Genomic DNA, 11,908 nt, shown 5'->3' with positions numbered 1-11,908 from the left:
GACCATGCCCACAATCGCCAGGGCCATCACCGAGCTCGCCCGGGCGGTGACCGACCTCGCCAAGCAACAAGGCAGGGCAAGCACCGCGCTGGCCGATGTCGCCCGCGAACAGCGGATCACCAACCTGATCGTCCGCTCGCAGATCAGTGCCGACCCGGAGGAGAAGCGGCGGCTCGTGGCTGAGGCCTCCAGCCGGATGGACGCCCCGCGCCGCCGCTCTCCACACAACCCGATCGACTGAAGACAAGAACGGAAAACAGGACATGACGCAGCCGCACCCGAACGAACCGAACTGGAAAGACGGATGTGCAGGAGAGGGAGTCTCGCCCGGAAAGGAATGCGCCGACTGCACCGGCCAGCGTGAGCACTTCGGCTACTCCCTGGTGGGAGGTCGATGGGCCCGCGGTGCCCGGCCGGTCCCCGCGCCCGTCACAAGGAAGAAGCGCCGCCTAAGGCCATCCGCGGCAGCGCCCGGCACCCCGACCAGATAACTGCATACCCCGGCCGTGACGGCCGGTGACGACCGAAAGGCCAGACCCATGACCACCCAGCGCACCCCCGTCACAGCTGAGACCGCGCTCTTCACGTTCTACGACATCGAATCGCTGTCGAACGTCTTCACGCTGTGCGCCTACACCCCGCGGCCGGGCCGCGCCGTCCACGACCTGGAGATCTTCTTCCTGGCCGACGACCCGGCGCTGGTCGCCTCCGTCGACCCCCAGGCCCTCTACGACACCGTGATCCGCTCCAACCCGGGGCTGCCCGCGGTCAGCGTCCAGCTTTGGAACCTCGGCAGCGAACGGGGCAGCCTCCGGCTCGCCGAACTGATGGGCCTCTCGAACGCCGACCAGGTGTGCAACCACTCCGACCCAGGCGGGTACCCCGCGGCGCTGCGTCCGGTCTGCGACACAGACCCCGAATACGACCCGGCACTGCATCCGTTCCTTGCTGGCTACAACTCAATGAACTATGACACGACCATGGTCGCGCTCTACCTCAACGAGGCGTTTCCGGCCCCGGGCAGCGGTCGGCCGTTTCAGCCGACCACGGCCCGTACTCTGCGCGACCACAACGACCAGCTCTTCTCGTCCCAGCACATCGAGTACATGCCTGGCTACCTCGGCTGGGACGGGGCGGCTGCGAAGATCCGCCGTGCCATGCTTCACTCGGGCCGGCACCTGGACGTGGCCCGGCTGAACGAACTGCAGTCCAAGGTCAGCCTCAAGCGCCTGCTCGGGATGCTCGGCCGCCAGATCAAGGAATCCGAGAAGCTCAGCCATGACACGAGCATCGAGGCGGTAGAGGATCTCTATGAGCTGCTGGCCTACAACGTCTCGGACTGCCTTGGTCTGGCCCAGCTGTTCCGGCACCCGGCGTACGCGAGCAACTTCGATCTCAAGGCCGCTCTGCTCACCCAGTTCACCGAAACGGTGTTCACCAAGAACGGTGCGGTGCGCAAGGACCGGCTGGCAGTCGACTCCTCATCGGCAAAGTTCGTGGGCCGCATCCTCGCACCCTACGCCTCACTGGATGACATCGAGGCGGTGTCCTTCGTATATCCGCACCCCGAGGTCGCTAAAGAACGCGGGATCGAGCCGGTCAACGTGCTCGACGAGTGCGTGCGCTTCTTCGAGGAGAACGTCGCGCCCGACCCGGCCACCCACTCCGAAGTGACTGCAGCCCAGCGCGAGGCCCACCGGCAATTCCTGCAAGTCGTGGCGTACTACCGCTCGATCGAGGGGCAGAACTTCAACGACTCCGAGGAGTACCGCGACAAGTTCAGCCTTCCGGCCCGGTCTCTGCGCGATGTGCCCAAGACCCCGAACAACGTGCCGTATTTCCGGGCGGACGCCTCGCCGTCGTCCTGCTTCGCCACGTTCTCCACCGGCGGCATCCATGGGGCCGAAGCCGACCTGTCGGTGTTCAACGCCGAGAAGGTCGAGCACAACGATCAGACCATGATGCTCATCCGGGCAGCGCAGGCCTTCCCGGACGCAAAGGACTTCGTAGCAGAGGCCAAGCGTCAGCACGCCATGCTCCGCCTGCCCGACGGCACCTTCGTCGACAAGCGGCTGGTCCTGCTGGGTTCGGACCCGGAGAAGGTCAAGTACCGCAAGCCGAAGAAGGACGACCCTGACCAGGCCGGGCAGCTCGCCCGCGCCCAGGCCCAGGTGCCTGACCCGGCGGACCTGTTGACCACCCAGCGGCCCGAGGCGGAGGCGCTGAACGTCGTCCTGCCCGACGGCGGTGTCCTGGAAGGCAAGGTGGTACTCGCCAACAGCACGGCCACCAATGCCGCCTACCGCGATGAGCCGGCCAAGAAGAAGCCAGAGCTGTTCATCGCCAAGGAAGACGGCTCCGACAAGCTGCACCCGAAGTTCGCACGCACCTCGGCTGGCCTGGTGATCCACGAGGACTTCACCAGCTACTACCCGAACCTGCTGCGCAACATGCGGGCGTTCTGGAACCCCGAGCTGGGTGAGGACCGCTACGCGAAGATCTTCTTCGACAAGGAGCGCTACGGCCAGGAGATCAAGGGGCTGAAGAAGCAGCTGGCCCAGCTTCCGGGCGACAGCCCTGAAGCTGCGCGGCTGAAGGCTCAGATCGCCGGGCTCGGCGTGCTGCGCAACGGCACGAAGCTGATCCTCAACTCGGCCTCGGGCGCAGGCGACGCAAGTCACCGCACGCCGATCCGGATGAACAACCGCATCATCTCGATGCGCATCCTTGGCCAGCTGTTCAGCTGGCGGATCGGACAGGCCCAGACCCTGGCCGGGGCGCGGATCATCTCCACCAACACCGACGGCCTCTACTCGGTCGTCGGCGGCGAGAACGGATTCGACGAAGCGACCAACAACCGGGTGCTCGCCGAGCAGCAGGAGGCCATCGGCGTCGACATCGAGCCTGAGCTGATGTTCCTCATCAGCAAGGACTCGAACAACCGCCTGGAGCTGGAGGCCCCGGAGCCGGGGCGGTCCGTGGCAGACAGTCCGATCATCGCCGCCGGTGGCGGCACGCTGGCCTGCCACGCGGGCCCGACTCCGACGAAGTCGCTGGCCCACCCGGCCGTGATCGACTTCGCCCTGGCCCGCTACCTGCAGACGGTGGCGAGCAGGGGAGAGTCGGCGATCGCGGAGCCCTTCGACCTGATGCTGGGCCGGAAGGTGATCGAGGAGGCGGTCCTGGAGGACGACCCGATCCGGTCGCTCCTGCTGTTCCAGAACGTCATCGCGGCCTCCCGCGGCTCGATCACCTACCCCTTCTCGGCTGCACCCATCGACCCCGCCGTGGGTGTGAAGTACAGCGAGCAGGGTCACGTGACCAACGTCCGCGACCCGCAGGTGCTGCAGATGGTCAACCGGGTGTTCATCGTCCGCGAGGGCACTGAGAACGCCCGGAGCCTGCTCAACGCCGGTGCCTGGAAGGTCACCGCGGCCAGCCAGGCCAAGCGCCGCGAGGAGGACATCGGCCGGACCAAGCGCGACCCGGTCGCGCTGGAGGTGCTGCGCCATCACGGCTGGGCCCGCTCCCGCGCCGAGGCCAGCATGTCGGACGGGCTCGCCGTGCTCCCGGACGACCAGGACGTCGTGGTGCGGCGCATTAACGCCATCGACCCAACCTGGTCGATGGTCGTCGTCAACGACGACCTGCACCAGCTGCCGGCCGACCGGATCGAGCGGCTCATCGCCTCGCTGGACCTGGACACCTACGTCCGGATGCTCGAGGAGACGTTCACCAAGAACTGGATGAACGAGGCCGCCTGAGCCGATCGACCACAGCCCGCACAAGGGGGCCGCGGACGCCGCGGCCCCTTGTTCAACTCTGTGCACCATTGCGAATGGTTCCGTACAGATCATTCACTTCGAGTCATAATTGAGTACGAAAGGCAATTCAGGCTCGACACGACACGACCACGAGAGGCCATCATGTCCCAGTCAACACTCCCTGTCCGCTCCACTGACCCGGAGACCTCCTACGCCGCCGCCGTGAAGGCCGCGCTCGGCGCATCCCGCGTCCGTCCCATCGTGCTCGACATCGTCCGCGAGAAGGGCCCGCTCACCCACGACGAGCTCATCGCCGCTTACCACGACCGCGTCGTCACCAGCCTCGGCGAGGTGCCGCGCTCCTCGGACTCCGTCATCCGCACCCGGCTCAAGGAGCTCGCCCACCAGGGCCTGGTGACCGTCGCCGACATCGACGGCTTCTCCAACTACGGCAATGCGGCCAAGCGCTGGGTCGTAGTCGACCCTGACGACCCGAGCTTCGTCTACGACCCGGACGCCATCGCTGCCTACATCGACGACGAGGACATCGTCGGCTTCGGGCACTTCCTTGACGGCGACGCCTCCGACGCTGCCGGGACCGACGAGGACTGAGGCCCCATGCCGAGGAAGAAGAACCAGCGGGAGAAGGCCGTCGAGCAGTACCTGCTCACGCAGTGCCGCCGGCACGGTCTGTTCTGCCTGAAGTTCGTGTCCCCGGCCCGCGGGGGCGTCCCCGACCGAATCGTCCTCACGCCCACCGGCACGGTCTTCGTCGAGGTCAAGCGACCCGGCGGAGACCTCGAGAAGCGCCAGCGCGTCATGCACGCCAAGATGCGCCGTTTCGGTGCCGAGATCCACGTCGTGGATGACGAGCAGGCCGTCGACGCCTTCATCACCCACGTGCTCGGTTACCGCCGGATCGAGAGCCAGCAGAAAGCAGCATCATGACCGCAACAGCCACGGCCGCGGGCCCGGAGACAGCCGCCCGCGACTACGAAACGAAAGACTCGGGATCACGCAGGGTCACCGCCTCCGGCATGCAGCGCGAGGTGAAGACAGGCCAGCCCCGCTTCGACCTGCTCGTACCGCTTCAGGTGCCCTACCAGGACCAGCTGCTCACAAGGACGGCCGCGCTCGTGGAGCGTGGAGCGCGCAAGTACGACTCGCGCGACTGGGAGCAGGCCAGCACTGCCGCAGAGATGGAGGAGTTCCGCGCCAGCGCCTTCCGCCACTTCATGCAGTGGATGTGCGGCGAAGACGATGAGGACCACGCGGCTGCCGTGGTGTTCAACCTCCTGGCCGCGGAAAGCACCCGGACGGTGATCGCCCGCGGTGACGCCGGAACCCCGGAGGCCGCCCGATGAGCGGCCGCGTCACCAAGGGCAACGGCCAGGCCACCTCGGCCTTCCGCCAGCTCACCCGGGCCGACCTGGGCACCTTCGATCGCGAGGCCACGGAGCTCGTGCTCGAAGCGATGCGGGCCGGCTGCGTTGGGCGTGTCTCGTCCCGGGGCCACGCCATCCTGCGCAACAATGCCGGCGGATCCGTCTCGGTGCCGCGCAACATGACCTCACCCAACCGCACGGCGCAGAACGCCCGTGCCGACATGAAACGGCTGCTCGGCGGGCACCGGGCCGATCATGCAGTATCCGCCGCAGACCGCAGGCCACGCGGGAAACGGCAGATGACCGTCGCGGTGGCCTTCGTGGAGCACCCAGCCGCCTTCTCCCGCTGGTTCGACGCCCAGCCCGAGGGCCTGCCTGCGGACCAGCTCATCGAGGTCTCGTTCGACGGGGCCGGGGAGCCGGCCTTCCAGGCCGTGCCCGTCGACGCGCCCGCACAGCCCGATGCACCGGAACAAGACCAGCCGGAGCCCGCGACGGCCCGGCCCACCCGCCGCCGGGGACACCTGATGATCGCGCCCGAGCCCGGGCAGGAAGCAGAGGACGACATGACCGCCGAGGCCAAGGAAGATTTGCCGTTTGCGACGCCCATACCCGATGCGGCCGTCGGGGATGCCTCTGCCGAAGCGGTGCTTGAGCGCGTACGCACCGCGCTGGGTGAGGACCCGCGTGTCACCGCCCTGCAGCGCAGGATCGTCGGGCTGGAGGCAGAGCTCGCCGCCCAGACACGCCGGGCCGATGACGCCGAGGTCCGCCTGGGCCTTATACGCGAGGCATTCCATGCCTGATCCCGACTGCCGACAACCCACGAGAGGAGGCCGCACACCATGACCACGACCATCGCACCACCGCAGCCGTCACCCGCGCCCATCGTGCTCAAGCCCTACCAGCAGCAGATCCACGACTTCCTCGTCAGCCGCCCCTTCGCCGGAGCCTGGCTTGGTGTCGGAGCCGGGAAGACGCTTTCGACCCTCAGCGTCCTGCAGACAGTCCGGCCGATGGGCCACATCCTCGTCGTCGCACCGATCGCGATCGCTCGCTCGACCTGGCTCGACGAGATCGACAAATGGGGATTCCCGATCCGAACCAAGTCGCTCATCGTCAACGAGAACGACCGGAAGCTGCCCAAGGAGAAGCGACTGGAACGCTTTCGGGAAGTCTTCTCCGACCCGCCGACGATGTACTTCGTCAACCAGGAGTTGCTGACCCAGCCCTCCCAGGGTGCGCGTCTGCTCCAGCTGACCGGCGACCCTACCGGCGATGCCATCGCCGCCGGGATCTCACCGGAGGCCGTGCGGCTGCGCGGGCTCATCGAGACGATCGGACCAATGGCCCAGGAGCAGCTGATCGGACACTTCCTGCAGCTGGCTGCCGGGCAGTCCGGAACCAAAGCCCCCACCAAGACCGCGGTCAAGGAGGCGATCAGCGAGCTCGTCACCCGCGGCGCGCTGGAGCGCGAGAGCCACGACTGTCGCAGCTGCGGCGGCGACGGCTGCGCGCAGTGCCGCTACGGCCTGGTCGACCAGATGCCGATCCAGTCCATCAACGGACAGGACACCCTCATCTGGCCGTTTCAGACGGTGATCATCGACGAGTCGCAGGGCTTCAAGTCCCACAGCAGCGCCCGGTTCAAGGCCTTGAAGGCGGTCCGCCCGGCCATCACGCGGCTCATCGAGCTGACCGGCACGCCGAGCCCGAACGGGCTGCACGACTTGTGGAGCCAGATCTACCTGCTCGACCAGGGCGAGGCCCTGGGCCGGACCATCACGGAGTTCCGCAACCGGTGGTTCATCCCGAAGATGGTGCCTGGCACCACCACCCCGGCGAAGTGGATCCCGACCCCGAACGCCGAGGCCGAGATCCATGAGGCCATCAGGCACCTGGTGATGAGCGCGCAGAACACCAACCTCAACCTGCCGGGCCTGACGATCCAGGACGCCAACGTCACCCTCCCGCCGGACCTCATGCAGGCCTACAAGGAGTTCAGGCGCGACCTCGTGCTCGACGTCGTGAAGACCTACCAGGACGAGGACGGAAAGCTCACCCAGAGCGTTGAGTCGATCGTCGCCGAGAACCAGGCGGTCCTCACCAGCAAACTGATGCAGTTCGCCTCGGGGACGCTCTACACGGCCGACCCGGAGGACCCGGCGACCAAGGGCCAGTACGAGGTTATCCACGACAAGAAGCTCGAAATGGCCGAGTACCTGGTGCGCAACAGCGGGGGAGACCCCGTGCTGGTCGCGTACCACTTCCGCTCTGACCTGGAGCAGCTGATGGCGCGCTTCAAGAAGGCGGGCATCGACGCGCAGGTCTTTGACGGCTCGCGGGAGATGGTCCGCCGGTGGAACGCCAAGCAGATCCAGGTGATGCTGCTGCACCCCGCGGCGGCCGGCCACGGCCTGAACCTGCAGGACGGCGGCTCGACGATGATCTGGTACACGCTGCCGTTCTCGCTCGAGCACTACCTGCAGACCAACGGCCGTCTCTACCGCACGGGGCAGACCAAGCCCGTGGTGATCCACCGGATTATCACCAAGGGCACTCAGGACGAGCGGATGCCCGGAGTCCTGGCAGAGAAGCAGCAGGTCCAGGACGACCTCATCTCGGCTGTGTCCGGCGAGGAGGCGATCCTCGTCGCCCTCGAGGAGGAGATCCAGGACGACCTCAACGACCTGTGGGTCTCCGAACGGGTCTGACCAACCCATTCCGACGCCGCGGAGCGCCAGCCACACGCCGGCGCTCCGCGGCGCACCACCCCGACCCCAGTGCCACCCGGCCCGAGGAGGACTGATCCATGAATGACCCGAAGCACCAGGCCTGGCCCGACGGAGCGCGCGTGCGCTTCACCGCCGAGGCCAGGGAAGCCATGCAGGCGCGGCCCGGAACGAAGCCGCTGCGCGCACCGGCCCTCGGGCCGAACACGGACTACACGATCGACAACACCGACGACGGCCTGCACGACGTCGTGCTGCGCGAGACCGGGGAACGCTACGGCGTGCTCTGGCTCCAGAGCGCAGAGCACGAACCCGTCGACCCCGACGTCGCGCTGCTCGAGGAGCTCTTCGACCGCGAGCTGCCGGCCAGCTTCGACCCCGCCCGGGGGACAAGGAGCGTCACTCGCCATCACGGAGCAGGGATGGCCACAGCCGGAGCCCGGCCCGCCACGACCGTAGTTCCGCGCGGCAACTGGATGCAGACCTACACGGGTCGCCGGTTCTACCCGCTGGACCCGCGGCCCGAGGACGTGGACATCGCCGACATCGCACACGCGCTGTCCATGCAGTGCCGCTACAACGGCCACGTCCGCCGGTTCATGTCCGTCGCCGAGCACTGCGTACTCCTCTCGCGACTCGTCGCCCCGGAGCATGCGCTCTGGGCGTTGCTGCACGACGCGACAGAGGCATACGTGGGCGACATGGTCCGCCCGCTGAAGCTTCACATGCCGGAGTACCGGGCCGTCGAGGACGGCGTCATGGTCGCCATCGCCCAGAAGTTCAGCATCGACCCCGCCATGCCCGCCGAGGTGAAGCACGCCGACTCGCGGATCCTGCTCGACGAGCGCGCGGCGCTGCTGGGCGAGCCGGCGGGGGACTGGGAGGTTCCAGGTCAGCCCTTCGGGATCGAGATCCAGGCCTGGAGCCCGGATGCTGCCGAGCTCGAGTACCGCCTGCGCTTCGCCGAGCTGACTGGAGACCCGGCCGGTCTGCCCGTCGGGCTGTGCGGAGACCGGGAGGACCACCTGCCCCACACCCACCGCAGCGCCTCGCTTGGCGGGCTCTGGTGCTCCGCTGACCAGGACTCCCGCCTCCCCTGGGCCGCCGAACGTCGGCAGACCCAACCCGGAAACGCAGGAGAACAGCCCTATGGCTGAGACCAGGATGACCGGGACGGGACGCATCGCAGCTGGTTCATGACCGACCGGTGACCGGCACCCTGCGGGTGCTGGTCACCGGAGGGCACAGCGTCGGGGTCGGCAGGGCCGACCCGGGTGCCGGGGCAGTGATGCCGGGGGTCGGGTCCCGGCCCGGTCCCCCCTCATTGCCACGACACCACAACGAGAAGGAGCGAGTCCCATGGCTGAGCAGCCCATCTACCGGCTCCCGCCTGCGGGCTGGTCGGACTTCGGCGCACACATAGACCAGCCGGAGGTCCGCCTCGAGTTCTCGGCCGAGACCGGCGAGGACGGGATGCCGCTCTGGGAGCGGCCCATCGACATCCGTCACGACGACCAGGAGGTCTCGCCATGAAGGCGTACAGCACGCAGACCGAACGCACCTACGATTCCTGGGAGGACCTGGTGGCCGAGGAGGCCAACGGCTACGGCGTCGTGGTGATGATGCAGGCCAAGAGCCTGAAGTCCGCCAGCCCCCAGACCTACTCGCGCCTGATTGGGCCGTTCGACGACCAGAAGAAGGCCCGGAACAAGGCCGCAGCCGTTCGCCGCGCCTGGAAACGCGCCAAGGACCGCGACCCCCGTATCCAGCTGCTGGGCGTCTCGGTCGAGCCCATCTGGCCCGACCTGCGCTTCGGCACCAGGAACTGAGACCTAATTCCACAACCAGCGCCACGGGCGCGCTGTCGGGGCCGACGCTCCGCAGACCATCAACGACACGACCGACGAGGACATCCGCCATGACCATGACGACCACCGCCCGCCCCGCACCTCCACGCCTGCAGGACCCGCTCGACGCCGTGATGCGCAGCTGCCTGCGCGATGACGCAGTCTGGGCCGAGGTCACCACCACGCCGGCCGGCCTCAACCAAACCGAGCACTGGCTGAAGACCACCGCCTCAAGCATCGACCAGCAGCTCTCATTCCGCCAGGACGACGCCGAGATCTGGCGGCTGTCCCCGCTGGATCACAGCACACAGCTGATCGAGTTCCTCGAGTGGCGCAAGGGCGCGCTCTACCTCAAGAGCCTCTGCGAGAAGCGCCTCATCGACATCAAGCGCCTGCGGACCGCCGACGAGGAGCGCGCCGAGGAGATGAAGGTCCTGCTGGTCCGCCTGGCGCAAGCCGTCGTCGCCCACGAGGGCGAGCTGATCGGAGACGAGGACCTGTACGGAGCCCTCGACCGGATCTCGCTTCCCGGCGCGGACGCGCCGACCCTGCGGGAGTACCTCCAGTTCCGCGACGGCTCGAAGGACTGACCCAGACCACACGACCGCAGCCTCGCCGCGGCCGGGTCCCTGTGGGACGGCGTCGCGACGGGGCTCCTCGATCCCGGGCCAAGCGGCCCGGCGGAAAGAACCGCATGACGCCCCAGACCACCACGACCACCGCAGAAGAGCTCGTCCCTGAGATCGAGCAGACCCTGCTCGATTCGCGGGCGGACCGTGCCCTGCACGAACGCCGTGGGGTGCACGAGCACTCCGAGCAGACGGAGCTGAGCGACCACGAGCGCACCGTGATGCTCGACGTCACCCTGGCGCTGCTCATCCGGCATCGGCTGCCCATCGATGCCGACCGCGCCGCGAAGGCGGTGGCCGCCGCGCAGACCGCCGATGCCCGCACGTGGGCGGCTGGCTGCGCCCGCCACATCGCCCGCGTGGCGGAGGAGAAGAACCCATGAGCCGAAAGCGCAGGCAGCACTACTCCACCGAGGGCTTCCGGCCGTCGGCGAATCCCGAACAGGCGCACTGGATGCGGGAACTCCGCAAGTCCAGTGCGACGCAGCGGCACACCCCCAAGCCCCGCAAGGGCACCCGCCGCGAGCGGGAGCGACAGGCGATCCGCGACCAGCAGCGACACCGAGGAGACCACCCATGACCGACAACAACCGAGGGCCCGCAACCGGAATCGCGCTCGACGCAGAGTCACTGCGCGCCGAGCTGCGGGAGGCCCCGGAGGCCCACGGCCTCGATCCGGAGCAGGCGGCGGAGATCGCAGCGCTCCCGGACGGACAGATCAACAGCTGGATACACGAGCTCGCCGCGCGCGACGACGCCTTCTGGGCGCTTTACGACGGGCTCCGCCGGCGCACCATCGCCCATCTCGCCGAGATGCACAGCACAGCCAAGGACGTGAAGCCGTGAACGCGCCCCTGCCCGACTGGTGGGTCGACGCGACGCCGGACGGCAAGCGCGCCAAGCACCCCGGCAAGCACGAGGTCTACGTCTACGGCCAGCAGCGCGCAGACGGCATGGCGTGCATCGGGTGCAGCTGGCAGCACAGCACGGTCATGTCGACACCAGCAGCCATCGCCCGGCACGACGCCGACCAACACCTCGAGCACGACCACGGGCTCTGGGTGCCCATCGATCGCGGCCCCCTCGCGGCGGGTGCCCGTGCGGGAAGCCCGGGCTGTACGCCGACTCAGTGCTGCGGACCAAGGTCCGCGCAGTCCTCCAGCAGGCGCAGCCGTGGAGCCCGACACCGGACCAGCTGGCGGACCTGCTCGTCGGCGCGCTCGTGCCCGACCACGGCATCCTCGTGGCCTTTACAGCCGAGCAGCAGACCGAGTCCGACTGGGAGCTGGGCTACAGCGCCTCGTACACCGACCTCGCTGCCCCCGAAGTGCTCGGCCACCGCCTGAGCGAGCGGGAGCTCGCCGAGCTGTACTTCCAGATCGAGGCCATGGGTGGACTCGGCGAGTCCGAGGCCTACCGCGACCTGGACAAGGCCGTCGAGCGCCTCGGCGAGGAACCCGCCCGGCAGCTGCGCGAGCGTGTGGCCCAGCCCGGGCTGTTCGACCTGGAGCCCGACGTCTGAGAGCCAGGGCCTCCACACCACAACGACCC

The 11,908-nt window shown here is 68.1% G+C and carries 15 protein-coding genes; all 15 read left to right on the top strand.

Annotated elements, in window-relative coordinates:
• The first annotated feature begins 4 nt into the window (after positions 1-4).
• The 15 genes from FB478_RS04455 (at position 5) to FB478_RS04390 (ending at position 11,879) form a co-directional block, all read left to right on the top strand.
• Entirely contained in the window at positions 5-241 is a 237-nt protein-coding gene (locus FB478_RS04455) for a hypothetical protein (protein WP_056387559.1), read from the top strand.
• Between the two features lie 298 nt (positions 242-539).
• On the top strand, positions 540-3,764 hold the full coding sequence (locus FB478_RS04450) for a hypothetical protein (RefSeq protein ID WP_056387555.1): 3,225 nt from the start codon (positions 540-542) through the stop codon (positions 3,762-3,764).
• Between the two features lie 162 nt (positions 3,765-3,926).
• Entirely contained in the window at positions 3,927-4,376 is a 450-nt protein-coding gene (locus FB478_RS04445) for a hypothetical protein (protein ID WP_056387553.1), read from the top strand.
• A 6-nt stretch (positions 4,377-4,382) separates the two neighbouring features.
• Entirely contained in the window at positions 4,383-4,712 is a 330-nt protein-coding gene (locus tag FB478_RS04440) for a VRR-NUC domain-containing protein (protein WP_071416422.1), read from the top strand.
• The gene (locus tag FB478_RS04435) at positions 4,709-5,128 is read left to right on the top strand and encodes a dATP/dGTP diphosphohydrolase domain-containing protein (RefSeq protein WP_056387550.1); all 420 of its coding nucleotides are present in this window, start codon (positions 4,709-4,711) and stop codon (positions 5,126-5,128) included. The genes FB478_RS04440 and FB478_RS04435 overlap by 4 nt, the downstream gene beginning before the upstream one ends.
• The gene (locus FB478_RS04430; protein WP_056387548.1) at positions 5,125-5,955 is read left to right on the top strand and encodes a hypothetical protein; all 831 of its coding nucleotides are present in this window, start codon (positions 5,125-5,127) and stop codon (positions 5,953-5,955) included. Before FB478_RS04435 ends, FB478_RS04430 begins: the two co-directional genes overlap by 4 nt.
• Before the next feature lie 39 nt (positions 5,956-5,994).
• Positions 5,995-7,863: a DEAD/DEAH box helicase gene (locus FB478_RS04425; RefSeq protein WP_056387546.1), complete on the top strand. Its 1,869-nt coding sequence runs from the start codon at positions 5,995-5,997 to the stop codon at positions 7,861-7,863.
• A 98-nt stretch (positions 7,864-7,961) separates the two neighbouring features.
• A complete protein-coding gene (locus FB478_RS21055; RefSeq protein ID WP_186447726.1) occupies positions 7,962-9,038 on the top strand; it encodes a hypothetical protein in 1,077 nt (358 codons plus the stop codon).
• Between the two features lie 202 nt (positions 9,039-9,240).
• Positions 9,241-9,414, top strand: coding sequence for a hypothetical protein (locus FB478_RS21050; protein ID WP_156400143.1), 174 nt, complete (start codon positions 9,241-9,243; stop codon positions 9,412-9,414).
• Positions 9,411-9,710, top strand: a complete 300-nt coding sequence (locus FB478_RS04415; RefSeq protein ID WP_056387543.1) for a hypothetical protein — start codon at positions 9,411-9,413, stop codon at positions 9,708-9,710. The genes FB478_RS21050 and FB478_RS04415 overlap by 4 nt, the downstream gene beginning before the upstream one ends.
• 89 nt (positions 9,711-9,799) lie before the next feature.
• Positions 9,800-10,318 (top strand): hypothetical protein, encoded by a 519-nt coding sequence (locus FB478_RS04410; protein ID WP_056387540.1) that lies wholly within the window; start codon positions 9,800-9,802, stop codon positions 10,316-10,318.
• A 104-nt stretch (positions 10,319-10,422) separates the two neighbouring features.
• Positions 10,423-10,740, top strand: a complete 318-nt coding sequence (locus FB478_RS04405; protein WP_056387538.1) for a hypothetical protein — start codon at positions 10,423-10,425, stop codon at positions 10,738-10,740.
• Positions 10,737-10,937, top strand: coding sequence for a hypothetical protein (locus FB478_RS04400; RefSeq protein ID WP_056387535.1), 201 nt, complete (start codon positions 10,737-10,739; stop codon positions 10,935-10,937). Before FB478_RS04405 ends, FB478_RS04400 begins: the two co-directional genes overlap by 4 nt.
• Positions 10,934-11,203: a hypothetical protein gene (locus FB478_RS04395; protein ID WP_056387532.1), complete on the top strand. Its 270-nt coding sequence runs from the start codon at positions 10,934-10,936 to the stop codon at positions 11,201-11,203. Before FB478_RS04400 ends, FB478_RS04395 begins: the two co-directional genes overlap by 4 nt.
• A gap of 283 nt (positions 11,204-11,486) precedes the next feature.
• A complete protein-coding gene (locus tag FB478_RS04390) occupies positions 11,487-11,879 on the top strand; it encodes a hypothetical protein (protein ID WP_056387529.1) in 393 nt (130 codons plus the stop codon).
• The last annotated feature ends 29 nt before the right edge of the window (positions 11,880-11,908 follow it).

The organism is Arthrobacter sp. AG367 (assembly GCF_007828995.1).
Lineage (GTDB): Bacteria > Actinomycetota > Actinomycetes > Actinomycetales > Micrococcaceae > Arthrobacter.
The sequence above is the reverse complement of the archived record's forward strand: the minus strand, read 5'-3'. Positions and strand labels throughout refer to the sequence as shown.